The sequence below is a fragment of the Serinicoccus chungangensis genome, assembly GCF_001483745.1.
Taxonomy (GTDB): Bacteria; Actinomycetota; Actinomycetes; order Actinomycetales; family Dermatophilaceae; genus Ornithinicoccus; species Ornithinicoccus chungangensis_A.
The window spans coordinates 268,301-291,648 of sequence record NZ_LQBL01000032.1 but is presented as its reverse complement, the minus strand read 5'-3'; the positions used below and the strand labels follow the sequence as shown (position 1 = coordinate 291,648).

Here is a 23,348-nt window from a genome sequence, read left to right as displayed (position 1 = left end):
GCCCCAGGGAGATCAGCTGACCACGGACAGGGAGATGAACTGTCCGCCAGCAAGGAGATCTACTGTCCGCCTACAGGGAAGTCCCACTGTCCCTTGACACTCGACCTTGGGTGGTGGGAGACGATGGCGTTGGGATCTGCCACGTTCCTGGTCGCAGCACTCACGACGGGCCTGCTTCGCAGACATCGGCGGCCGTCCTCACAAGACCGAGACGACCCGTGGCCACCCGGAAACTAAGACGACCAGTCTCCGCTCGTGCCGCACCCAGTTCGGCGGCACGCGATTGGCCCGTATGCAGCCGAGGCGTAAACGGACGATCACCCGATCCAGGGGAAGAGCACGGTGTGGCGTCGCCATACCCGACGACGTGGGTTCTGCTTGGATGACGTCATGGCGGAACGCGAGCGGGCCCCTTGGTGGCACCTCACTCGAAAGCCTCAACAATCGGTTGGGCTCGGGCTGCTGTTCAGTTTGCTGGCGGGTTGGTCCTGGTTCTACTTTCTCGGCGGCATAGACCCCGAGCCTCCCGTGTGGACGGTGATGCTGGCGTTGCTCTGGACCCTGATCGCGGCTGCCCTTCTCAGCTCTGCGGCAGATCGCCGCCACGAACCCAGGCGGTAGAGTCATGCGGCTCTCGACCTGTCGGCTGCCGTCCTCACTCGAATGAATGGCTTCGTTCACGGCACGCGGCTGGACGCCGGGAGCCCACTTGATGCGCCCCTCCTGGTAGCAGGGCACAGCAGAGTATGCGTCAACAAACAACCGGATCTGCCGCGTGCGGTTAGGCGGGCCGCCCATGACGCCCGCCCCTACGGGTCGTCCTGGCAAGGTCAGCTGTATGTGTTCGCGACCCTCGGCGGCGTCCTTGGCCGAGTTTGTTCGGTGCTAAGTCCTGGGTACGGTGGAAGGTACGCGGCTCACCCCTTCGGTTGGGCACACACCTGATCGTCCCCTTGAGAAGGAACATTCCATGGCGCAGCGTGTCATTACCCAGTTCGTCTCCGACCTCTCCGGGGAGGAGTTGGGCAAGGAAGGCGACACTGTCACCTTTGGCTGGAAGGGCAGCACCTACGAGGTTGACCTGTCCACCGATGAGGCAGCGGAACTTGCCAGTCTTCTTCAGCCCTACCTCAAGGCCGGGCGCAAGGTGTCTGGTGGCACGCGCAGGACCGGTACCAGCAACAGCGCGAATCAGCAGGACCGGGAGCGCACGAAGGCCATCCGGGAGTGGGCGAAGGAGAACGGGCATTCCGTCTCTGACCGTGGACGCATATCCGCCGAGGTCGTTGCCGCGTACGAGGCTGCGCAGAAGGGCTGAGCAGGCAGCGCGCGCCTTCGCTCGTGACTCGGCCACGCAACGGCGTGGCATGGTCGTTCGTCACGTTCCACAGCAGCAGTAGCCCAGCGGAGCCGCTCCCGCTTGTAGATGTCCGCTCGTGCCGCACCGAGCACAGTTGCGCTCGTTCGAGACTGCGCCATCCCAGGCACAAGGGTCCACAACCGCAGTCGTGCCCCCGGGGGCACTGGCCAAGTCAAGATTGGGCACGCCGAGCCCCGCCCGGGCCACACTGTAGGGGTGGAGCCGATTGGCGTCCGACTATGAAGCCGTGTGGGTCCTAGCCCAGATCACTCAGGTACTTGCCTGGCTGTGCATTCTCGCAGCGTCGTTCCTCCGACACGCCGGGGTGCGTGAGACGCTCAAAGTCGGCGCCGAAGGGCTGGGCTGGGTTGCGTTGCTGGGGTCCGGCATGGTCGGGTCGCACCTGGCCGCAGTTCAGAGTCTTAACTGCACCCTGTGGGGACAGGACTGCATCGGCTCGGACGCTGAAGCGTGGGCGTATCTTTGGGACCATCTCGGTAGGGGCCTCGTAATAGATGTGTCTGTCGCGATCGCTGCCGCCCTGATCGGCTGGCTCGCGGCGCGGGTCTACAGACGAAGGCCATCGACTCAGTGGTAACGCGGTGCGCATTTGCCTCCTGTTCCACAGCTGCCTCGAAGGGGCCACGGATCATCAGCGGCGATGCTGACTGACCCGTATCGCTCACTCGTGGGTTTCCTGGTCCTAGGCGTCACGATGCTGGCCCTCTACCCTTGACACATGAGCACCGTCACGTCCGAGAGCACCGCCCTCCGTGCGGTGGTCGTTGCTCATCGTGACGCTCTTGAGCAGATCCTCAAGCGCTACGGTGCGACCAATCCAAGATTGTTCGGCTCGGTGGCCAGAGGCGACGCGACGGCGGACAGCGACGTCGACCTTCTCGTGGATCTGCTGCCGGACTTAGGGAACCCCCTCTTGCGCGTGGCGGGCATGGGCGAGGAGCTCAGCGACGTCTTGGGCCGCCGCGTCGATGTGGTGACGCCGACCCTTCTGCGCGCTGAGGTGTCGAGTACCGCGCTCAGCGACGCGGTGCCGGTGTGACGCGATCCGAGCAGGAACGCTTCGCCGACATCCTGCATGCGGTCGAACGATGCCAGGGCTACACCCAGCATCTTGCGTCCGGCGAACTCCAGGAGATGGCCTACGACGCGGTGTTGCGCAACTTGGCCGTGATCGGGGAGGCGGTGCGGGTACTTCCCAGCGAGACGCGCGATCGGGCGCCGGAGGTCCCATGGGGAGCGATCGCGGGACTGCGCAACGTCGTCGTGCACGAGTACTTCCGTGTCGATGCCGAGTTGATCCTCGACATCGTCGACAACCAGCTCGGTCCCTTGGCCGATCGCCTCCGTCAGCTGTGAAGGACCTGTCTCGTGGGAAAGGTGCCGAATCCGCCGATCAAACTGACACAGGGCTGACACGGGGGAGTGTCCGCGAGCATCCATGCTGGTCAGAGCGTTAGCGAGGAGTTTCCCGCCACCTCCACCCACGTGTCTCACGCTGTGCGGTTTGTCGCACCTCAGCCCCCAGATTCCGCATGAGGACGCGGATCTGGGGGCTTCGTGCTGGCCTCCGGTGGTGGGCCCGGTGTGCCGGGCGGTCACCATCACTCTGGAAGACCGGGGTATGCCTGCCCTGAGGTGTTTCTGTGCGTGGCCTATGTGCCTCGACGGCGCCGTGGGCGACCGACTGTGTGCGTCCGTGGCCCTCTGGGGACCATGACTGCGCACACGGGCATCATCGGGTGGGTGGCCTACCCACCGTCCGCCGCGACGGGCAGGTCCAGCGACTCGAGCAGGTCGACGACCCGCTCCCGGATGGCGTCCCGGATGGGGCGCACGGCCGCGACGCCCTGGCCGGCCGGGTCGTTCAGGGGCCAGTCCTCGTAGCGCTTGCCGGGGAAGATGGGGCAGGCGTCGCCGCAGCCCATCGTGATGACGACGTCGGAGAGCTGCACGGACTCGGTGGTGAGGACCGTGGGGCTCGCGCGGCTGATGTCGATGCCCACCTCACGCATGGCCTCGACCGCGGCGGGGTTGACGGAGTCCGCGGGGGCGGACCCGGCGGACCGGACCTCGACGGTGTCGCCGGCGAGGTGCGTCAGCCACGCCTGCGCCATCTGGGAGCGCCCGGCGTTGTGCACGCAGACGAACAGGACTGAGGGTCGGTGACTGCTGCTCATGAGTGCTCCTCGGAGGGCGTGGGTGTCGGGGGTCAGTCGAGGACTTCGCGCAGCAGGGCGGTGACCCGGGCCTGCAGGTCGTCCCGGATGTCACGCACCGTGTCGAGGTCGGCGCCTTCGGGGTCCGCGACGGCCCAGTCCTCGTAGCGGCGCCCCGGGTAGATCGGGCAGGCGTCGCCGCAGCCCATGGTGACGATGACGTCGGCCGCGCGGGTCACCGAGTCGGTCAGCGGCTTCGGGTATGCCTCGGTGAGCGAGATCCCGCGTTCGGCCAGGGCCTCGACGACCAGGGGGTTGATCTCCTGGGAGGGTCGGGAGCCGGCCGAGCGCACGTGCACCCGCCCGCCGGAGAGGTGTTCGGCCAGGGCGGCGGCCATCTGCGAGCGTCCGGCGTTGTGCACGCACACGAAGAGCAGCTCGGGGACCTTCTTGGTGATGCGGCCCTCGGCCTGCGCCGCGGCGCTCAGCCGCTCGCGCGCGTCCTTGGCGACGAGCACCGGCAGGTAGGTGTGGATGGTGGAGACGGCGTCGAGCCGCTGCCAGGCCTGCTCCACCGCGAGCTGGACCGACTCGCGGGGGAAGATCCCCTCGTAGGTGTAGGTCAGGTCGTCGACGATGGCGGTGTAGGTGTCGGGGCGGGAGGTGGTCACGGTCTCTCCTGGGAGGAGGTCGCGCCCCCGACGCCGGAGCGGCGTCGCAGGGCCAGGGATACGTAGACGAGGGCCACGAGGACGGGGACCTCGATGAGGGGCCCGACCACACCGGCCAGCGCCTGGCCCGAGGTGACCCCGAACGTGGCGATGGCGACGGCGATGGCGAGCTCGAAGTTGTTGCCCGCGGCGGTGAACGCCAGCGTGGTGGTGCGCTCGTAGCCGAGGCCCAGCGCGCTCCCGAGGGCGTAACCGCCGCCCCACATGATGGTGAAGTATGCCAGGAGGGGCAGGGCGATCCGGGCGACGTCCAGGGGCTGGCTCGTGATGCGCTCGCCCTGCAGCGCGAAGAGCAGCACGATGGTGAACAGCAGACCGAGCAGGGCGAACGGGGAGATGCGCGGCAGGAAGGTGCCCTCGTACCACGCCCGGCCCTTCGTCCGCTCGCCCAGGGTGCGGGAGAGGTAGCCGGCGAGCAGCGGGACGCCGAGGAAGACCAGCACGGAGACGGCGATCTGGGTGAAGGAGACGTCCAGGGCGCTCTGCTCGAGGCCGAGCCAGCCCGGCAGGACGGTCAGGTAGAACCATCCGAGCCCGGCGAACGCGATGATCTGGAACAGCGAGTTCAGCGCGACGAGCAGGGCGGCGGCCTCCCGGTCGCCGCAGGCCAGGTCGTTCCAGATGATGACCATCGCGATGCACCGGGCGAGACCGACGATGATGAGGCCGGTGCGGTACTCCGGCAGGTCGGGCAGCATCAGCCACGCGAGGGCGAACATCAGCGCGGGGCCGAGCACCCAGTTGAGGACCAGCGAGCCGGCCATGAGCCGGCGGTCGGAGGTCACGGCGCCGAGACGGTCGTAGCGCACCTTGGCCAGCGGCGGGTACATCATGACCAGCAGGCCGATGGCGATGGGCAGCGAGATGCCGTGCAGCTGCACCGCGTCGAGTGCGGCGCCCAGGCCCGGCACCGTGCGGCCGAGAGCCAGACCGAGGATCATCGCGACCCCGATCCACACGGGCAGGAAGCGGTCGAGGGGGGAGAGCCGGCCGGCCACCTGCTCCGGGGCGTCCTGGACGGTCGTCACCCGTGGCCCCCCGCAGGCGTGCAGCACGCCGGGGAGGACTCCAGGACCGGGAGAGAGGCCGTCGCCGGCCGGGCGTCCGCCGGGTTCTCGTCCTTGACGACGTAGACCTCCCACGGCGCCCCGGCGGGGTCATGGACCCACACCTTGTCCTGCAGGGCGTAGCAGCAGGTCGTGTCGCTCTCGTCGAAGGTGGCCAGGCCGCTGTCGCTCAGCCTGGTGCGGGCCCCTGCCACCTCCTCCACGCTGTCGACCTCGACGCCGAGGTGGTTCAGTGCGCCCTTGGCTCCGGTGCCGCGGGTGGCGACGTCGGTCTGGATGAGCACGAGCTTGAGCGGTGGCTCGCTGATCGCGAAGTTCGCGTAGCCCGGGCGGCGCTTGTGCGGCCCGACGCCGAAGAGGGTGGAGTAGAACTCGACGGACGCGTCGAGGTCCACGACGTCGAGGGCGAGCTGCACGCGGCTCATGGGGTTCCCTTCTGACCACAATATCGACGGATGTCGATATGCGGATCCTGACACCTCATATCGATCTATGTCAATATGAGGGGGTGATGACCGCACCAGCACCCGACGGACGTGCCCAGCTCGCCCAGGCGGTGGACCGCTGCTGCGCCACCGAGGGCAGCTCGCCGATGACGCGCGAGGACGCCGTGCTGGTGGCCCGTCTGCTCAAGGCCGTGGCGGACCCGGTCCGTCTGCAGATCCTCGGCATCGTGCGCTGCTCGCCGGGGCAGGAGATATGCGCCTGCGACCTGCCCGTCCCGCTCGGCGTCAGCCAGCCCACCGTGAGCCACCACCTCAAGGTGCTGGTCGAGGCGGGTCTGCTCTCCCGTGACCGGCGTGGCCAGTGGGCGTGGTTCACCCTCGTGCCCGACCGGCTGGCGCTCGCCCGTCGCGCGCTCGAGGTCTAGCGGCGCCACGTCTCGCCTAAACCAGGCGGGGGAGGAGGCCGCCCGCGCCGCCGGGCGGGTCGACGTCCCGGGTCGACGGTGGGTTGAGAGACTGACCGGATGAACTCCGCCCGGCCGAGCAGCCCGCGGCCCTCAGCGACGGTGGGTCGGGTCCTCGACGACCTGGGCAGCACCTTCCTGCGCCCGCTCGTCCTCGGGAACCCGGGCCGCGCCGTGGAGGGCGTGGTCATCCACGACCCGCTCGACGACCAGCACGACCCGGCCTCGCCGGTCGTCCTCGGTGTGGGGGTGAGCGGCGCGGAGCCGGTCGCGGAGCTGGCGGCTCGCGCCGGGGCGAGGGGCGCCTCGCTGCTCATCGTGCGGGAGCCGGTCGAGGCGGGTGCCGCTCTGACCGCGATCTGCCGGAGGCACGGGATGACCGTGGCCGGCCTCACCCGCGGTGCCTCGTGGGCGCAGCTCACCGCCATGCTGCGCTCGCTGCTGGCCGAGGGCGACGTCGGCGGCGCCGACGACGAGACCATGGGAGGTCTGCCCTCGGGCGACCTCTTCGGGCTCGCCAACGCGATCGGCAGCCTCGTCGACGCCCCGGTCACCATCGAGGACCGCAGCTCGCGCGTGCTGGCCTTCTCCGGGCGCCAGGACGAGGCCGACCCCTCGCGCATCGAGACGATCCTGGAGCGGCAGGTGCCTGAGCGCTACGCCCGGCTCCTGGACGACCAGGGGTTCTTCTCCGCCCTGTATGCCGCGGACCGGCCGGTCAGCATCCGCCTCCAGGGCGAGGACGCCGTCAGCAAGCTCCGGGTCGCGATGGCCGTCCGTGCCGGGACCGAGGTGCTGGGGTCCATCTGGGTCGCGGTCGACGAGGAGCTCGACGAGGAGCGGGCCGCGGCGCTGACGGAGTCGGCGAAGCTGGTGGCGCTGCACCTGCTGCGGATCCGCGCGGGCGCCGACGCCTCACGACGGCTGCGCGCCGACCTCCTCGGCACCGCCCTCGAGGGAGGGGTGCGCGCACGGCACGCCGTGACGCGGCTGGGCCTGGCCGGGCTGACCGTGGCCGTCCTGGCGATGCAGGTCGGTGCACCCTCCGGCGGGTCGACGGCGGGCGGGGACGACCTCGGGGCGCTCGGCCACGACGCGGTCGAGCGGGAGCGGCTCAGCGACGCGCTCGCCCTGCACCTGACCTCGCTCCACCCCAAGGCCGCGACGGCCCTGCTCGGAGAGGTCACCTACGGGCTGATCCCCGTCACCGACGGCCTGGTGTCCGCGCAGCGCATCGCCCGGGACTTCGTCACGCGTACGGGACCGGGGCTGTCCTCCCGGGTGGGCATCGGTCCGCTGGCTACCGACGTCGACGCCCTGGCGGCGGCCCGTCGCGGTGCCGACCGAGCCCTCCGTGTCCTCATGGAGGGCAGGACCGGCTCGGTCGAGGGGTCGGGAGGCGCCGTGGCCGCCTACCGTGACGTGCAGATCCAGTCCTTCCTGCTGGAGCTGCGCGACCGCCTGCTCTCCGACGACGAGCGGCCGAGCGGGCCGGTCTCCCACCTGGTCGAGCACGACCGGGCGCAGCAGACGGCGTTCGTGGACACGTTGCGGGCCTGGCTCGACGCGCACGGCGACGTGGCGGCCGCCGCCGGCGCGCTGCACGTCCACCCCAACACGCTGCGGTACCGGTTGCGGCGCATCGAGAGCATCAGCGCGATGGACCTCTCAGACCCCGAAGCCCGCTTCGCCGCCCAGCTGCACCTCCGGCTCCTGCCGCCGTCCTGACGGCGGGGCTCAGGGCGTGAGCTCCAGCGTGGCGGTGCTGAACCGCTCCAGCGCGTCAGGGCGCACCTCGACGCCGAAGCCCGGCCCGGTCGGCACGTCGACCGCACCGTCACGCATGACGACCGGCTCCGTGACGTCCTCGGCGTAGAAGCGGTCCGAGCCCGAGATGTCCCCGGGCAGCACGAAGCCCGGCAGCGCGGCGAGCGCCGCGTTGGCCGCCCGGCCCACCCCGGTCTCGAGCATCCCCCCGCACCACACGGGTATGCCGTGCGCCCGCGCCAGGTCGTGGATGCGGCGCGCCTCCAGGTAGCCCCCCACCCGTCCCGGCTTGATGTTGATGACGGACGTCGCCCCGAGGGCGATGGCATCCGCGGCCGCCTCGGCCGAGACGATGGACTCGTCCAGGCAGACGGGGGTGCGCACCTGGCGCGCGAGCTCGGCGTGCTGCCGCAGGTCCGCCTCCCCGAGCGGCTGCTCGATGAGCAGCAGGTCGGCGTCGTCGAGGCGGCGGAGCAGGCCGACGTCGGCCAGGGTGTAGGCGGCGTTGGCGTCCACCTGGAAGAGCAGGTCGTCCCCGAACGCCTCCCGGACCGCCCGGACCGGGACCAGGTCGCTGCCCGGCTGGATCTTGAGCTTGATCCGGGCATACCCCTGATCGAGGAACTCCCCGACGACGCGGACGGTCTCCTGCGCCGACGGCTGGATGCCGACCGAGACCCCGCTGGGCACGCTCGTCCGGACCGCCCCCAGGTAGTCGGCGAAGGACTGGTCGTGGGCGCGCAGCTGCGCGTCGAGCACCGCCATCTCCAGGGCGGCCTTGGCCATCGGGTGCCCGACGACGTGCCGCAGGTGCCACCCGACGGTCTCGGCGGTCAGGTCCTCGACCGCGAACAGCGACGGGGCCAGCCAGCGGCGGGTGACCTCGACCGCACCCGAGAGGTGCTCCGCGGAGTAGAGGGGCGCCTCCATCGCCACGCACTCTCCCCAGCCGGTCACCTCGCGGCCGTCGGAGGTGGTGGCCCGGGCCTCCACGAGGTAGCAGCTGCGCGCGGTGGTCGTGGCGAAGGAGGTGGTGAACGGGGAGCGCAACGGCATCTCGATCAGGTGCAGCCGCAGGCTGGTGAGCCTCATGGTTCCCTCCGCAGGATGTAGTGCCGGTCGTCGTCGAAGTCGTGCACCTGCCAGCCCTGCGCCAGCAGGCTCCCCAGGGCGAGCCGGGTCTCCTGCCGCCACCGCCGGGCCAGCTCCGGGTCGTCGCGGCGCAACCCCTCGATGTCCCGGGGGAGGCCGACCAGCACGTCCGTGGTGCCCGGGGGGACGTCCAGCGCGAGCCCACCCGGCTCGTCGTGCTGGTTCGGCAGGGCGACGTGGGCGGTGGTCGAGGAAGGGGCGCCGCCCGTGGCCCGGGTGCGGTCGGAGGGGGCCCCGGTCGGCAGGTCCCAGCGGACCACCATGCGGTCGGAGGCCTGTCCCGCGTTGACCGTGTCCCGCATCGGGCCGTAGAACTCCTCGTGGTAGTGGCGGGGGAGGGCGCCGAGCACGCGGATGTTGAAGTGGGCGTTGCGGGCCACCAGGGGGTCGAAGGTCCACGCCATCGTCGCGATCCCCCGGTCCAGGCACCAGCGGCGCTGGTGCTCCTTGATGGCCCGACCGATGCCGTGGCCGCTCGCCTCGGGGCGGACCCCCACGATGTGCGAGTGGAAGGGCTGGCCGGGCGGTCCGCAGAAGCCGACGGCCGCGCCGACGGGACGGCCGTCCAGGCTGGCCAGGAGCACGTAGTTCTGGCTGTGGATGAGGGCGACCATCATGTGGCGGTCCAGGATGGTGCCGTCCTCGACCGACCAGATCCGGTCGAAGAGCCGCGCCACCTCGACGCACTCCTCGGGACGGGTGACCAGCGTGAGGGCGAGGTCGCCCGCGGGACGGCGCCCGTCGACCGAGGGCGGAGGCGCCGTGGGGTGGGGACCGGCCATCTCAGTCCGCCCTCCGTCCGGGTGCCGCGGATGCCCCGCCCCGGGCGGGCGCCGCGTCGCGCAGCTGCTCGACGAGCCTGGCCAGGACCGCGGTCCGGGGCGCGATCTGGTCGACCAGGACGTGCTCGTGCTCGGCGTGGGCCCCGCCGCCGACCGCTCCCAGGCCGTCCAGCGTCGGGATCCCGGCAGCCGCGGTGAAGTTGCCGTCGGAGGCTCCGCCGACCGCGGCGGCGTCAGGGACCGGCAGCCCCAGCGAGGCGCAGACGTCGGCGTAGCGGCCCCAGAGCTCGGCGCTGTGGTGCCGCTCCATCGGGTAGCGGTTGATCTCCCCGACCGTGCGCACCTGCGCTCCCTCCTGGGTCGCGCGCAGCGTATGCAGCCCCTCGTGCACGCGCTCCAGCTCGGCGGCCGAGGCGGCACGCACGTCGATGTCGAGGGTCGCCGTAGCCGGCACCGTGTTGGTGGTCGTCCCTCCCGCGAACGTGGTGGGCGTGACGGTGGTGCCCTGCTCGGGGTCCGCCAGCTCGAGGATCCGGGGCAGCTGTGCCGCCAGCTCGAGCAGGGCGCTCACCCCGCGCTCGGGGTCCAGCCCGGCGTGAGCGGCCACCCCCTGCAGCTCGAGGCGGTAGCGGCTGGCGCCCTTGCGGGCCACCTTGACCGCACCGCCGTCGGCGGACGCCTCGAGGACCAGGACACCAGCCGCCCCCTGCGCCGTCTGCAGGATGAGCTCCCGCGAGTGCGTGGAGCCGACCTCCTCGTCGCCGGTCACCAGCAGGGTGACACCGTCCAGGGCCCCTGGGCCGGAGCGATCCTGCAGCAGCGCGCAGGCGTGGACCGCCATCACCAGGCCGGTCAGCATGTCGAAGGTCCCCGGGCCGCGGACGACCCCGTCCCGCTGGGACCAGGGGAGTCGCTCCAGGGTGCCGACGGGCCACACGGTGTCCTGGTGGCACAGCAGCAGGACCCGCGTCGGACCTCCGAGCTGCAGCCGGAGGTGGGTGACCCCGTGCTCGACGATCGTCTCCGGACGACGGCCGAGCCGCTCCTCGACGACATCGGCCACCTCGGCGGCGCCTCGGGCCACCGCTGCGAGGTCGGCGGACGGGGTCTCCACCTCCACGAGGCGACGCAGGTCCGCGAGCAGGTCCGGCACCAGCGCGTCGGCATCGACCAGCAGCGGCCGGGGGGTGTCGGGAGCGGTGTTCACACTGCGCCACGCTAGGGCGGCGGGCGGCGCGGGTTCAATGGTCGATCGGACCAAACAGGGCCACAATCTTCGGCTGATCCGACGAAGCCGAGGTCTGCTCGGGGTTGCCATCATGAACGCACGTCCCAGCCGAGGAGACCTCCGTGCACCGTTCAGCCAAGACCCTGGCCATCGCCGCCGCCACCGCCACCGTGCTCGCCGCCTGTACCGGAGGAGGAGGGGAGGGCGGCGGCACCGAGACGGACGACGCAGGACAGCCCAGTGCCGCGCCGGTGGACGACGGGAGCTTCGTCCTCGGCGTGGGCAACGACCCGGGAAACCTCGACCCCTCCATGACCGTGCTGTCGGTCACCCGGACCGTGAGCCGGCTGAGCTACGACACGCTCGTCCACCAGCGTCAGGACGGTTCCTTCGTGTCCCAGCTGGCGACCGACTGGCAGGTCGGGCCCCAGGAGATCGAGTTCACCCTCGACCCGGACGTCACCTGCTCGGACGGCAGCCCGTTGACCGCCACGGACGTCAAGGACAACCTGGACTACATCACCGACCCGGAGAACCAGAGCCCGCTGCTGGGGGTTTTCGTCCCCGCCGGCCTGACCACCGAGGCGGACGACGACGCCGGGACCGTCACCGTGACCGCGCCCGAGCCGAACGCCTTCCTCCTCAACGGCTTCACCAACGTCTTCATCCTCTGCCGCAGCGGGCTCGACGACCACGACGCGCTGGCCCAGGAGACGCACGGCACCGGCCCCTGGGTGCTGTCCGAGGCGGTGGCCGACGACCACTACACCTACACGCGGCGTGCCGACTACGCCTGGGGTCCCGACGGCACCTCCCTGGAGGGCGAAGGGGTCCCCGAGGAGGTCGTCGTGCGGGTGATCGCCAACCCGACGACGCTCACCAACCTCGTGCTGTCGGGGGAGGTCAACGCGGCGACGGTGATCGGTGCGGACGCCGACCGTCTCGACAGCGAGGGTGTCGAGAAGATCGAGCTGCGCTCCCCGCAGGGAGAGTTCGTCTTCAACCAGGCGGAGGGCCAGCCCGGCTCCGACCCCGAGGTCCGGCAGGCCCTGCTGCAGGCCCTGAACATCGAGGCCCTGGCCACCGTCGCCACCGGCCGCGAGGACGCCCAGTCGGTGGGGCTGGTCACCACCGAGCCCAAGCCCTGCCAGGGCGACACCGTCTCGGGCAACCTGCCGACCTACGACTCCGCCGCCGCCGCGGCGGCCCTGGACGCGGCCGGCTGGAGCGCCGGCCCGGACGGGGTGCGGGCCAAGGACGGCGAGCCCCTCGCGATGACCTTCATCTACCCCGCCGCCACCGGGGACTCGGTCGCCGCTGCGGCGGAGCTGGTCGAGCAGATGTGGCGCGAGGTCGGCGCGGACGTCACCCTGCAGAGCGTCACCTCGACCCAGCTCAACGAGGTCCTGTTCGCCACCGGGGACTGGGACGCGGGCTGGGTGCCCATCACCGTCAGCCTGCCGAGCCAGCTGGTGCCCTTCTTCTCCGGCCCCGCGGCACCCGACGGCACGAACTTCGGGCACCTCGACAACGCCACCTACAACGAGCGCTCCACCGAGGCGCTGGCCACCGGCGACACCGAGACCGCCTGCGAGCTCTGGAACGAGGCCGAGACGGCCCTGATCTCCGAGGGCGACGTGGTGCCGATGTTCGACGCCGTCGCGGGCACCTACCTCAGCGGTGGCACCCTCGAGTACCCCGGTGGCGAGCTGGACGGCAGCTCCCTGCGCCTCGGCCAGTGACGGCCGCGACCGACACCGGCACCGACGCCGCCGCGCCGCGCCTCGGTGCCGGGGCGGGGGCCACGCGCACCGGGGCGCGGCGCACGTGGACGAGGTATGTCGTCCGTCGCCTCGGGGTGTTCGCCCTCTCGCTCTGGTTGCTGGTCACCTTCGCCTTCGCGATGATCCACCTCATCCCGGGTGACCCGGTGCGGGCGGCCCTCGGCGTCAACGCCTCGCCCGAGCTCGTCGCCGCGCGGCGCGCCGAGCTGCACCTCGACGAGCCCCTGCTGAGCCAGTACGTGCGCTACCTGGGTGACCTCGTGAGCGGTGACTGGGGGGTCTCGCTGCAGTCGCGGCTGCCGGTGACGCAGGTCATCGCCGAGCGGCTGCCGAACACCCTGCTGCTGGCCGGGCTGACCTTCGTGGTCACGCTGCTCGTCGCCCTGCCGATCGGCACGGGGATGGCGGTGCTGACCCAGCACGGGCGGCACCGTCTGCTGGAGCTGGGCTACACCGGGATCGCCATGGTGGTCTCGGCCATCCCCGAGTTCCTCATGGGTGTGGTGCTGGTCTACGTCTTCGCGGTCCGTCTGGAGCTCCTGCCGATCGCCGGCAACGCCGGCCCGGCCTCGCTGGTCCTGCCCGTGGCCGCGCTGTCCCTCGGCTCCGCCCTCGCGCTGTCGCGCATCGTGCGGGTGGAGCTGCTCAGCGTGCTGGGCCGGGACTTCGTGCGGACCGCACGGGCCAAGCGGCTGCGCCCGCGCCGGGTCTACCTGCGGCACGCCCTGCCGAACGCCCTGACCGCCACCATCACGCTCGGCGGTCTGCTGCTCTCCGGGCTCATCGCCTCGACCGTCATCGTGGAGAGCATCTTCGCCTGGCCCGGTCTGGGGCCGACGATGGTCAGCTCCATCATCACCAAGGACTACCCGTTGATGCAGGCCATCGTGCTGATCTACGGCGCCATGGTCCTCACCATCACCCTGGTGGTGGACATCGCGCTCTCGATGCTGGACCCCAGGTCCACGATCAGGGAGGCCTGAGGTGGCGGGCCGGGCAGGTGCGGACCGGGCAGGTGCGGGGCGGCGGGTGTCCGACACGCTGCGCAACCCGATGGCCGTCGCCGCGCTCCTGGCGGGTGCGCTCGTCCTCGGCACGGCGGTCATCGGCCCGGTGATCTGGGGGGAGGCGGCGGAGACCAACGACTTCACCAGCCTGGACCAGCCGGCCAGCGCGGCCCACCCCTTCGGCACCGACAAGCTGGGGCGCGACATCCTGGCGCGGGTGCTCGTGGCGGCCCGCCTGTCCATCGGTCTGGCGGTCGCCGCCACCGCCATCGGCATGGTCCTCGGGGTGCTCGTCGGTGCCGTGGCGAGCATGTCCGGACGGCGGTTGCGCCGGTTCCTGGCCATGATGATCGGCATCGCGGTGGCCTTCCCCGGTCTGCTGCTGGCGCTGTTCTTCGCAGTGATCTTCGGGGTCGGCCCCCGGGGAGCCGTGCTCGCGCTGGGCTTCGCGATGGCGCCGGGGTTCGCCCGGCTGACCCAGACCCTCGCCGCCTCCGTCACCAGCCAGGACTACGTCTCCGCAGCCCGGGCCCTCGGGGTGTCCCGGGTCCGGATCCTGGTGCGCCACGTGCTGCCCAACCTCGCCGAGCCGCTCATCGTCAACGGCACGGTGGCGGCCGGGTCGGCGCTCCTGGCCTTCGCCGGGCTGTCCTACCTCGGCCTGGGCGTCCAGCCGCCGGCCTACGACTGGGGTCGCATGCTCTCGGAGGGGCTCAACTCGATCTACACCAACCCCTCGGCCGCCCTCGGACCCGCCCTGGCCATCGTCGTCAGCGGTCTCGCCTTCAACCTCGCCGGCGAGTTCGCGGCCCAGGCGGTGGGCGGTCGCGCGCGGGTCCACCGCAAGGTCCCGGCTTTGACCGTCCCGCCCGTGCCTCCCTCGACCCTCGGTGCCGTCCGGGACGCGGGCGGGACCGGACCCGAGGTCGACCCGGGCGCCGGCGTCGCGCCGGACGCGGGACCCGGCCCCTCGGCGGCGTCCGACGACGCCCACGGCACCGTGCTCTCGGTGCGCGACCTGCAGGTGCGCATCCCGACCGCCGACGGGATGATCCGACCGGTGCGGGGGGTCGACCTGGACCTGGCCCCCGGGGAGGCGGTCGGCGTGCTGGGCGAGTCCGGCTCCGGCAAGAGCCTCACCGCGCTCGCGATCGCCCGCCTCACCCACGACCCGGTGCGCGTGGACGCCGGCAGGCTGCGCTTCGACGGGCTCGACCTGCGGCACCGGCTGGGTGCCGCCGAGCGCACCCGCCTGGGCACCTCGCTGAGCATGGTCTTCCAGGACCCGATGAGCTCGCTCAACCCGACGATGCGTGCGGGTGACCAGCTCGCCGAGGTCGCCACCGAGCACCAGGGCACCAGCTGGGGACCGGCCCGCGCCCGCGCGGTCGAGCAGCTGCGGGCCGTCCGGCTGTCGGCGGCCGAACGACGGGCCAGGCAGCTGCCGTACGAGCTGTCCGGGGGGATGCGCCAGCGGGTGATGATCGCCATGGGCCTCATGGGCGACCCGCGGCTCATCATCGCCGACGAGCCGACCACCGCGCTCGACGTGACCGTGCAGCAGCAGGTGCTGGAGGTGATCCAGGCCACGAGGGCGCGGACCGGCGCCGCGCTGCTGCTCATCTCGCACGACATCTCGGTGGTCAGCGGGGTGTGCGACCGAGTCCTGGTGATGTATGCCGGTCGCGTGGTCGAGGACCTGCCGGTGGGCGCCCTGGAGCAGGCCCACCACCCCTACACCCGCGCCCTGGTGGAGGCGGTGCCGACCATGGAGACGCCGCGCGAGGAGCGGCTCAGCAGCATCCCGGGTCGCCCCCCGGACCCGGCCGCGCTGCCCACCGGGTGTCCCTTCGCCCCCCGCTGCCCGCGGGCCGACCGGACCTGCGAGATCGAGCCGCCCCTGGTCCGGCACGGAGACCGTGCCGTCGCCTGCCACCACCCCGTCGAGGAGACCCTGTGATCCCGGCCCTGGACTTCCGCGACGTGACCGTCACCTACGGCACCGGGACGCAGACGCTCCGGGCCGTCGACGACGTGACCCTGCAGGTGCCTGCCGGGTCGGTGGTGGGCCTGGTGGGGGAGTCCGGCTCGGGCAAGTCCACTCTGGCCCGGGCCGCCATCGGGATGGCCCCGGTGACCGCGGGCAGCATCACCGCCAGCGGCCGGCCACTGCCGCGTCGGGGGCGCCGCCCGGTGCAGATGGTGTTCCAGGACCCGGTGGCCGCCCTCGACCCCCGGATGAGCGTCCGGGCCAGCCTGACCGAGGCGCTGGGGGTGGCCGGTGCGGTCCCCCGGCGGGAGCGGGAGGCGGAGGTGGCGCGGCTGCTGGAGCTGGTCCACCTCGATCCGGGACTGGCCGGACGGATGCCGGCAGCCCTCTCGGGCGGGCAGCGCCAGCGGGTGTCGGTGGCCCGTGCCATCGCCGCGCGCCCGGAGGTCATCATCGCCGACGAGATCACCTCGGCGCTGGACGTGTCGGTGCAGGGCGCGATGCTCAACCTCATCCGCGAGCTGCGCGCCGAGCTGAACCTGTCGATGCTCTTCATCTCCCACAACCTGGCGGTCGTCCGTTACGTCTGCGACATCGTGGCGGTGATGTACCTCGGCAGGATCGTCGAGGTCGGCCCGACCGCCGAGCTGGTCGCGGACCCGCAGCACCCCTACACCCGGCTGCTGCTCTCGACCGCCCCCCGCGTGGGCACCTCGCTGGCCGCGAGCACGCTGCCCCCGCAGGTGCAGGACACCGAGCCGGCCGACCCGCACGCCCCCCCGACCGGCTGCCGGTTCCACCCACGCTGCCCCCGGGGACCCATGGTCCTGCCCGGACGTCAGCAGTGCGTCGACGAGGACCCCTCCGACGGGTCCGGTGACCGCCCGCACCGGGCGGCCTGCTGGTTCCCGGGAGAGCGGGTTGACCTGCCCTCCCCCCGACCCCGTGACCCCCAGACCGTGGAGGCGCCGTGAGCTCCCTGCCCGACCTGACCGCGATGGAGCGCCTGCAGCGGCCCAGCGACCCGGCGGTCCTGCCCGACGGGGGCGCCGTCGTCTACGTCGTCACCACCGTGGACAGGGAGCGCGACGAGGACCGGAGCCAGCTGTGGTGGGTCACCCCGGGGGAGCACGCCAGACCCCTCACGCAGGGTCGACGTGACAGCGCTCCACGGGTGAGTCCCGACGGCAGCCGGGTGGCCTTCCTGCGCCCCGTCGACGGCGTCCCGCAGCTCCACCTGCTCCCGCTGGACGGGCCGGGTGAGGTGGAGGTGCTCACCCACCTGGCCTCGGGGGCGGGCGCGGCCGTCTGGAGCCCGGACGGGTCGGCCGTCGCCTTCACCGCCCCGGTCGAGGGCACCCCGGGGGAGGAGGAGCAGGACGCGCCCGGGACACCACCCGTCGTGGTCGACCGGCTGGGCTACAAGAGCGACGGGGGCGGTCTCGCGGGGTCCGCCCGTGCCCAGGTGCACCTCCTCGAGGTCGACGGCGGCGCGGGCACCGAGGTCGTCCCCACGACCAGGGCCGGCGCCCGGAGGTGCCGGCAGCTGACCACCGGACCGGCGGACCTCGGCCCGCCCCGGTGGCACCCCGACGGGGACCGCCTCGTCACCTGCGCCGCGCTGGGCGAGGACGCGGACCTGCGGCTGGCCGGCGCGGCCTACGAGGTCCCGGTCCGGACCGAGGACGGACCGCGGTCACAGGCGGACCTGCGACGGCTCACGCCCGAGGACGCGATGGTGGTGCTGGCCGATTGGCACCCCGACGGCTCACGGCTGCTGGTGGTGGGGCGGCGCGACCCGGGTCTGGGCCACCTGCACGTGCTGCAGGGCGTCCAGGGGGAGCTCACCTCGCTCACCGAGGGTCTGGACCGCAACGTCATGCCCGGCGGCCCCGGTTATCCCGGTGGGCTGCCGCAGCTGACGGTGGAGGGCGACCTGCTCTTCTGCGCCAGGGACCAGGGGTCCACCGGCCTCTACCGGGCCCGGGTGGGCACCTCGGGGTCGGCGGGTCGGGAGGGCCCGGCTCCGGTGCTCGCCGGCGGCTGGGCCGAGGTCTCCGGGCTCTCCGTGGCGACCCGGGCCCCGGTCGCCGCCCTGGTGGTCGCCGAGGAGGGCAGCTACGGCGAGGTCCAGCTGCTCGACCTCGCGGACGGACGCCGCCGCACCCTGACGTCCCACACCGCCGACTCGCTGCCCGGCCTCGCGCCACGACAGCCCGAGGAACGCCGCTTCGCCATCTCCGACGGTCGCACGGTGCACGGCTTCCTGCTCCGTCCCGAGGGGGCGGTGGGCCCCACCCCCCTCCTGCTGGACGTGCACGGTGGGCCGCACAACGCGTGGGGCCCCAGCCCCGACGCCGCGCACGTCTACCACCAGACGCTCGTGGCCCGTGGCTGGTCGGTGCTGCTGCTGAACCCCCGGGCCAGCGACGGCTACGGCGAGGACTTCTTCCTGGCCAACGTGGGCCGCTGGGGCGCGGGGGACCAGGCCGACTTCCTGGAGCCGCTCGACCAGCTCGTCGCGGAGGGGGTCGCCGACGGCGAGCGGCTCGCGGTCACCGGCTACAGCTACGGCGGCTACACCACCTGCTGGTTGACCGGGCACACCCAGCGCTTCGCCGCGGCGGTCGCCGGTGGTGTCGTCGCGGACACGGCGAGCATGCTCGCCAGCGACGTCGGCCACCCCACCATCGCGCTGGAGCTGGGCTCCCTCGACCACGACCGGGTGTGGGAGCAGTCCCCGATGAGCGCCGTCGACCGGGTCCGCACGCCCACGCTCATCCTGCACGGGGCCGAGGACGAGCGCTGCCCGGCGGGGCAGGCGGAGCTGTGGTTCGCCGCGCTGCGCGCCCGGGGCCAGCACCCCGTGCTCGTGCTCTACCCGGGGGCGTCCCACCTGTTCATCCTGGCCGGACGACCCTCGCACCGACGCGACTACCACGACCGGGTCGTCGACTGGATCACCCGGCACGTCGACCGCCAGCCCACCGAGAAGGAGCCCTCATGAGTACCGACACCGCGCCGCCCGCCACGGGCCGGGCCACGCACCGCCCCAGCTCGACCACCCCGGCCGACACCGCCTACTGGCGCCGACGTCTCACCGAGCTGATCGCCGCATACCAGGTCCCCGGCGCGTCGCTCGGCATCCTCAGGGACGGCGCGATAACCGAGGTCACCGCCGGGGTCCTGTCCACCGAGACCGGCGCCGCGGCCACCCCCGACTCGTTGTGGCAGATCGGGTCCATCTCCAAGGTGTGGACCGCGACCCTGGTCCTGCAGCTCGTCGACGAGGGGCACCTCCAGCTGGACCAGCGCGTGGTCGAGGTGCTGCCGGACTTCACCCTGGTGGACGAGGCCGCGGCCGCCGAGATCACGGTCCGCCAGCTGCTCGCCCACACCAGCGGCATGGACGGCGACGTCTTCACCGACACCGGGCGCGGCGACGACTGCGTCGCCCGGTACCTGGAGCAGGCAGGCACGATCGGGCAGAACCACCCGGTGGGCGCGACCTGGTCCTACTGCAACTCCGGCTACGTCGTGCTCGGCGCCATCGTCGAGAAGGTGACCGGGCAGACCTGGGACGGGGCGCTGCGCAGCCGCATCATCGAACCGCTGGGTCTGACCCACACCACGACGCTGCCCGAGGAGACCATGCTGCGCGCGGCGGCCATCGGGCACGTCGGTACCCCGGGGGAGGCACCGCACCCGACCCCGCAGCTGCTGCTGCCGAGGTCCATGGGCCCGGCCGGTCTCATCTCCAGCCGGGTGCACGACCTGCTCTGCTTCACCCGCGCCCACCTCGCCGGGGGCGTCGCGCCGGACGGACGTCGCCTGCTGAGCGAGGACGCCGCGCGGCAGATGACCGAGCACCAGGCGACGGTGCCGGACCCGTACTCCCTCGGCGGGGACTCCTGGGGTCTGGGCTGGATCAGGTTCGACTGGGACGGGCAGCGGCTCATCGGGCACGACGGCACGACCCTGGGGCAGAACGCCTTCCTGCGGGTCCTGCCCGGGGCGGACGGCGACCCCGACGGGGGCTTCGCGGTCGCCCTGCTGACGAACGGCGGACGCACGCGCGAGCTCTACCAGCAGCTGTTCACCGAGCTGTTCGAGGAGCTGAGGGAGGTCCGGATGCCCCCGGCCTTCACCCCGCCGGAGGACCCGCCCCAGCTCGACCTCACCCCGTGGCTGGGGACCTACGAGCGAGCCTCCGTCACCACCCAGATCTCCCTCGAGGACGGGACGCCGATGATCACCCAGACGATGCGGGGCGTGCTGGCCGAGCTCGAGCCGGACAGCGCCGTGCAGCGGTGGCCGATGGTCGCGGTGTCCGAGGGGCTGTATGCCGCGACACCGCCGGGACTCGACACCCACGTCCCGGTGACCTTCTACCAGCTCGACACCGGTGTGAGGTACGTCCACTACGGCGTGCGAGCCAACCCCATGACCACCCCCGCCAGCCCCGAGACCTCCGGAGAGGACGCAGCATGAGCACCCAGGACCGACTGCAGGAGATCGTGAGCGACGAGGCCGAGCGGGCGGGCGTCCCAGGGGTCGCCGTCGGGATGGTCCTCGACGACGAGGACCACTACGCCTACCACGGGGTGACCAGCGTGGAGCACCCGCTGCCGGTCGACGAGGGCACCCTCTTCCAGTTCGGCTCCACGGGCAAGACCTTCACGGCCAGCGCCGTCATGCGGCTGGTGGACCGGGGCGAGGTGGACCTCGATGCGCCGGTCCGGCGCTACCTGCCCGACTTCGCCGTCACCGACGAGGAGGCCTCCGCCCGGGCCACCGTGCTCAACCTGCTCAACCACACGGCGGGGTGGTCCGGCGACCGGATGGGGGACGTCCGCGACCGGGGTGACGACGCGCTCGCCCGCTTCGTGGCGGGGCTCGCCGACGCCCAGCAGGAGTTCCCGGTCGGGGCGGGGATGTCCTACAACAACGCCTCCCTGTCGGTGGCGGGGCGCATCATCGAGGTGGTCACCGGCCGCACCTACGAGCAGGCGATGGCCGAGCTGATCTTCGGGCCGCTGGGCCTGGAGCACAGCCTGTTCCTGCCCGAGGACGTCATGACCCACCGGTTCGCCGTGGGCCACGTCCCCGCGGGGGAGACGATGGCGGTCGCCCGCCCGTGGAGCATGCCGCGCGGGAGCGCCCCTGCCGGCGGGATCACCGCGAACGCGGGCGACCTGGTCCGCTGGATCCGCTTCCACCTGGGCGACGGCACCGCCCCGGACGGCACCCGGGTGCTGGAGGAGGCCTCGCTGCGGGCGATGCAGGAGCCGACGGTGACCGTCAAGGGGTCGGCGCTCGGGGACCACATCGGCATCTCCTGGATGCTCGAGGACCTGGACGGCGCCCGGGTGGTGGCGCACGGCGGCAGCACGATCGGGCAGGAGTCCGCCTTCACCATGGTCCCGGAGCGCGGCTTCGGCATCACCAGCACGACGAACGCGTCCGGGCCGGGCACGGTCTTCAACAACGCCGTGGTGCGCCGGGTCCGCGAGGAGTTCCTCGGTCTGCGACAGCGCACTCCCGACCCGGTCGACCGTGACCCGGCGGAGCTGGAGGCCTACCTGGGCAGCTACGACACGGTGGCGCTGACCATCGAGGTCTCGCTGCAGGACCGTGCCCTGTCGGTGATGATGGAGCCCAAGCAGGCCTTCCTGGACTCCCTCGGCGCCACCCGCGAGGAGTTCGTCGAGCCGCCGATCTCGTTGGGCATGGTTCGCGAGGACGAGTTCGTCACCACCAGCGGGTCGTCGACCGGGATGAAGGGGACCTTCGTCCGGGAGGCGGACGGCACCGTCTCCGGGGTGCACCTGGGTGGGCGGCTGGCCCGGCGGGTCCCGGTCGGGTGACCGGCGCCACCGCCCCCGCCCACGTCGTGCTGCGCGGGGGCCGGGTCGCCGACCCCGCCCGGGGGGACGAGCGGGTCGTCGACGTGCACCTGGCGGGGGGCCGGGTGCACGCGGTCGGCCCCACGCTGCCGGCCCCGGACGGCGCGCAGGTGCTGGACGTGAGCGGCTGCGTCGTCGGGCCCGGGTTCGTCGACCTGCACAGCCACGTGAACTCGGTCGCCGGGCAACGCCTCCAGGCGATGGACGGCGTCACCACCGCGCTGGAGCTGGAGGGTGGGCTCATGCCGGTGGACCTCGCCTACCGGCGCACGGCGCAGGAGGGCCGGCCGCTGAACTTCGGCTTCTCGGCCTCCTGGGGCCAGGCCCGGGCGACGGTGCTGCTCGGCTGGGAGCCGACCCTGGACCTGACATCCTCGCTCGGGATGCTCGGGCAGGCGGAGTGGCAGCGCTCCTCCTCGCCGACCGAGCTGGCCCGGTGGTTGGAGCTGCTGCGGGCCGAGGTCGGCGACGGCGCCCTGGGGATCGGCATCCTGCAGGGGTATGCCCCGCGCACCGACCCGACGGAGTTCACCGCGGTGGCCCGGCTGGCGGCCGAGACCGGGGTGCCGACCTTCACCCACGTGCGGGAGCTGGCCGCGGCCGACCCGAGCACGCCGGTGGACGGCAGCTCGGAGATCGTCGTCGCCGCCGGCGAGACCGGGGCGCGCATGCACCACTGCCACGTCAACAGCACCTCGCGCAGGCACCTCGACCAGGTGCTGGCGACCCTGGCGGCCGCGCGGGCGGAGGGGTCGAGCGTCACCGTCGAGGCCTACCCCTACGGTGCGGGGAGCACCGGGATCGGCGCAGCCTTCCTCGCCCCGGAGCGGCTCGGCGTCTGGGGCCTGGACCCCACCCACCTGGTCCTGCTGCCCGAGGGCACCCGGATCCGGGACGAGGCCCACCTGCGGCAGGTCCGTCGACAGGACCCGGGCCACGCGTGCATCGTCGAGTTCCTCGACGAGCGCGAGCCGGCGGACCTGCAGCTGCTGCAGCGGGCCCTGGCCTTCCCCGACGCCATCGTCGCGAGCGACGCGATGCCGGTCCTGTGGCCCGAGGGCGTCCGGGAGTCGCGCCGCTGGCCCCTGCCACCGGGCGGCACCGCCCATCCCCGGACGAGCGGCACCTTCGCCAAGGCCCTGCGGATCATGGTGCGGGAGCTGAGGGCCTGGACGTGGGTGGAGGCGTTCCGCCGCTGCAGCTGGCTGCCGTCGCAGGTGCTGGCCGAGGTGAGCCCGGCCGCGGCCCGCAAGGGTCACCTCTCGGTCGGTGCGGACGCCGACGTCGTGGTGCTGGACCCGGAGGCGGTCTCGGACCGCGCGAGCTACACCGACCCGACCCGGCCCTCCACCGGCGTGCGGCACCTGCTGGTGCAGGGCGAGTTCGTGGTGCGTGACCGCGAGCTGGACGAGGGGGCGTTCCCGGGACAGCCGGTCCGGGCCGGGCGCTGACGACGGCCCGGGGCGGGCGTCGGGCTGTGTGCACCG

20 protein-coding genes are annotated in these 23,348 nt (G+C 72.4%); 13 read left to right on the top strand and 7 right to left on the bottom strand.

What is annotated here, in order from left to right; all coding sequences use genetic code 11:
* Positions 1-970 precede the first annotated feature (970 nt).
* The 3 genes from AVL62_RS15605 (at position 971) to AVL62_RS15590 (ending at position 2,737) form a co-directional block, all read left to right on the top strand.
* A complete protein-coding gene (locus AVL62_RS15605) occupies positions 971-1,318 on the top strand; it encodes a histone-like nucleoid-structuring protein Lsr2 (protein WP_058892544.1) in 348 nt (115 codons plus the stop codon).
* Between the two features lie 781 nt (positions 1,319-2,099).
* Positions 2,100-2,420 (top strand): nucleotidyltransferase family protein, encoded by a 321-nt coding sequence (locus AVL62_RS15595; protein ID WP_058892542.1) that lies wholly within the window; start codon positions 2,100-2,102, stop codon positions 2,418-2,420.
* Positions 2,417-2,737: a DUF86 domain-containing protein gene (locus tag AVL62_RS15590; RefSeq protein WP_058892541.1), complete on the top strand. Its 321-nt coding sequence runs from the start codon at positions 2,417-2,419 to the stop codon at positions 2,735-2,737. The genes AVL62_RS15595 and AVL62_RS15590 overlap by 4 nt, the downstream gene beginning before the upstream one ends.
* A 392-nt stretch (positions 2,738-3,129) precedes the next feature.
* Here the strand turns inward: AVL62_RS15590 and AVL62_RS15585 are convergent, their stop codons facing one another.
* From AVL62_RS15585 to AVL62_RS15570, 4 genes are all read right to left on the bottom strand, one after another.
* Positions 3,130-3,558, bottom strand: coding sequence for an arsenate reductase ArsC (locus AVL62_RS15585; RefSeq protein WP_058892540.1), 429 nt, complete (start codon positions 3,556-3,558; stop codon positions 3,130-3,132).
* A 32-nt stretch (positions 3,559-3,590) separates the two neighbouring features.
* Positions 3,591-4,208, bottom strand: coding sequence for an arsenate reductase ArsC (locus AVL62_RS15580; protein ID WP_058892539.1), 618 nt, complete (start codon positions 4,206-4,208; stop codon positions 3,591-3,593).
* The gene (gene arsB / locus AVL62_RS15575; RefSeq protein WP_235585733.1) at positions 4,205-5,209 is read right to left on the bottom strand and encodes an ACR3 family arsenite efflux transporter; all 1,005 of its coding nucleotides are present in this window, start codon (positions 5,207-5,209) and stop codon (positions 4,205-4,207) included. The genes AVL62_RS15580 and arsB overlap by 4 nt, the downstream gene beginning before the upstream one ends.
* A gap of 83 nt (positions 5,210-5,292) precedes the next feature.
* On the bottom strand, positions 5,293-5,760 hold the full coding sequence (locus tag AVL62_RS15570) for an ArsI/CadI family heavy metal resistance metalloenzyme (protein ID WP_058892538.1): 468 nt from the start codon (positions 5,758-5,760) through the stop codon (positions 5,293-5,295).
* Between the two features lie 86 nt (positions 5,761-5,846).
* Between AVL62_RS15570 and AVL62_RS15565 the strand changes: the two genes are divergently transcribed.
* Positions 5,847-6,206, top strand: coding sequence for an ArsR/SmtB family transcription factor (locus AVL62_RS15565; RefSeq protein WP_058892537.1), 360 nt, complete (start codon positions 5,847-5,849; stop codon positions 6,204-6,206).
* A 99-nt stretch (positions 6,207-6,305) separates the two neighbouring features.
* Positions 6,306-7,973 carry a PucR family transcriptional regulator gene (locus AVL62_RS15560; protein WP_058892536.1) on the top strand — a complete coding sequence of 556 codons (1,668 nt, stop codon included), beginning with the start codon at positions 6,306-6,308 and terminating at the stop codon, positions 7,971-7,973.
* Between the two features lie 9 nt (positions 7,974-7,982).
* On the opposite strand, the gene menC is transcribed toward AVL62_RS15560, so the two are convergent.
* From menC to AVL62_RS15545, 3 genes are read right to left on the bottom strand one after another with little or no spacing between them, the layout of a single operon-like run.
* Positions 7,983-9,104, bottom strand: a complete 1,122-nt coding sequence (gene menC / locus AVL62_RS15555) for an o-succinylbenzoate synthase (RefSeq protein ID WP_058892535.1) — start codon at positions 9,102-9,104, stop codon at positions 7,983-7,985.
* Positions 9,101-9,946, bottom strand: a complete 846-nt coding sequence (locus AVL62_RS15550) for a GNAT family N-acetyltransferase (RefSeq protein ID WP_062946268.1) — start codon at positions 9,944-9,946, stop codon at positions 9,101-9,103. The genes menC and AVL62_RS15550 overlap by 4 nt, the downstream gene beginning before the upstream one ends.
* A 1-nt stretch (position 9,947) precedes the next feature.
* Positions 9,948-11,153, bottom strand: coding sequence for a M20 family metallopeptidase (locus tag AVL62_RS15545; RefSeq protein ID WP_235585730.1), 1,206 nt, complete (start codon positions 11,151-11,153; stop codon positions 9,948-9,950).
* Positions 11,154-11,296: 143 nt separating this feature from the next.
* Here AVL62_RS15545 and AVL62_RS15540 point away from each other — a divergent pair, with 143 nt between their 5' ends.
* Genes AVL62_RS15540 through AVL62_RS15510 form a run of 8 tightly spaced genes read left to right on the top strand, consistent with a single transcriptional unit; the run spans position 11,297 to position 23,312 of the window.
* Complete coding sequence (locus AVL62_RS15540; RefSeq protein WP_058892534.1) at positions 11,297-12,916, top strand: ABC transporter substrate-binding protein; 1,620 nt, start codon at positions 11,297-11,299, stop codon at positions 12,914-12,916.
* Positions 12,913-13,941 carry an ABC transporter permease gene (locus AVL62_RS15535; RefSeq protein WP_201023298.1) on the top strand — a complete coding sequence of 343 codons (1,029 nt, stop codon included), beginning with the start codon at positions 12,913-12,915 and terminating at the stop codon, positions 13,939-13,941. Before AVL62_RS15540 ends, AVL62_RS15535 begins: the two co-directional genes overlap by 4 nt.
* Positions 13,942-13,987: 46 nt before the next feature.
* Complete coding sequence (locus tag AVL62_RS15530) at positions 13,988-15,925, top strand: dipeptide/oligopeptide/nickel ABC transporter permease/ATP-binding protein (RefSeq protein ID WP_201023297.1); 1,938 nt, start codon at positions 13,988-13,990, stop codon at positions 15,923-15,925.
* Positions 15,922-16,929 (top strand): ABC transporter ATP-binding protein, encoded by a 1,008-nt coding sequence (locus AVL62_RS15525; protein ID WP_235585729.1) that lies wholly within the window; start codon positions 15,922-15,924, stop codon positions 16,927-16,929. The genes AVL62_RS15530 and AVL62_RS15525 overlap by 4 nt, the downstream gene beginning before the upstream one ends.
* On the top strand, positions 16,926-18,962 hold the full coding sequence (locus AVL62_RS17595) for an alpha/beta hydrolase family protein (RefSeq protein WP_201023296.1): 2,037 nt from the start codon (positions 16,926-16,928) through the stop codon (positions 18,960-18,962). The genes AVL62_RS15525 and AVL62_RS17595 overlap by 4 nt, the downstream gene beginning before the upstream one ends.
* Positions 18,959-20,446 (top strand): serine hydrolase domain-containing protein, encoded by a 1,488-nt coding sequence (locus AVL62_RS17590; RefSeq protein ID WP_201023295.1) that lies wholly within the window; start codon positions 18,959-18,961, stop codon positions 20,444-20,446. The genes AVL62_RS17595 and AVL62_RS17590 overlap by 4 nt, the downstream gene beginning before the upstream one ends.
* Positions 20,443-21,822: a serine hydrolase domain-containing protein gene (locus AVL62_RS15515; protein ID WP_058892533.1), complete on the top strand. Its 1,380-nt coding sequence runs from the start codon at positions 20,443-20,445 to the stop codon at positions 21,820-21,822. The genes AVL62_RS17590 and AVL62_RS15515 overlap by 4 nt, the downstream gene beginning before the upstream one ends.
* A complete protein-coding gene (locus AVL62_RS15510) occupies positions 21,819-23,312 on the top strand; it encodes an amidohydrolase family protein (protein WP_083519010.1) in 1,494 nt (497 codons plus the stop codon). The genes AVL62_RS15515 and AVL62_RS15510 overlap by 4 nt, the downstream gene beginning before the upstream one ends.
* The last annotated feature ends 36 nt before the right edge of the window (positions 23,313-23,348 follow it).

Excerpts from the sequence above, each read along its gene's own strand:
- arsB (WP_235585733.1), bottom strand. The coding sequence starts at position 5,209 with ATGATCCTCGGTCTGGCTCTCGGCCGCACGGTGCCGGGCCTGGGCGCC.
- AVL62_RS15515 (WP_058892533.1), top strand. The coding sequence starts at position 20,443 with ATGAGCACCCAGGACCGACTGCAGGAGATCGTGAGCGACGAGGCCGAG.
- AVL62_RS17590 (WP_201023295.1), top strand. The coding sequence starts at position 18,959 with ATGAGTACCGACACCGCGCCGCCCGCCACGGGCCGGGCCACGCACCGC.
- menC (WP_058892535.1), bottom strand. The coding sequence starts at position 9,104 with ATGAGGCTCACCAGCCTGCGGCTGCACCTGATCGAGATGCCGTTGCGC.
- AVL62_RS15570 (WP_058892538.1), bottom strand. The coding sequence starts at position 5,760 with ATGAGCCGCGTGCAGCTCGCCCTCGACGTCGTGGACCTCGACGCGTCC.
- AVL62_RS15560 (WP_058892536.1), top strand. The coding sequence starts at position 6,306 with ATGAACTCCGCCCGGCCGAGCAGCCCGCGGCCCTCAGCGACGGTGGGT.
- AVL62_RS15585 (WP_058892540.1), bottom strand. The coding sequence starts at position 3,558 with ATGAGCAGCAGTCACCGACCCTCAGTCCTGTTCGTCTGCGTGCACAAC.
- AVL62_RS15550 (WP_062946268.1), bottom strand. The coding sequence starts at position 9,946 with ATGGCCGGTCCCCACCCCACGGCGCCTCCGCCCTCGGTCGACGGGCGC.
- AVL62_RS15595 (WP_058892542.1), top strand. The coding sequence starts at position 2,100 with ATGAGCACCGTCACGTCCGAGAGCACCGCCCTCCGTGCGGTGGTCGTT.
- AVL62_RS15605 (WP_058892544.1), top strand. The coding sequence starts at position 971 with ATGGCGCAGCGTGTCATTACCCAGTTCGTCTCCGACCTCTCCGGGGAG.
- AVL62_RS15565 (WP_058892537.1), top strand. The coding sequence starts at position 5,847 with ATGACCGCACCAGCACCCGACGGACGTGCCCAGCTCGCCCAGGCGGTG.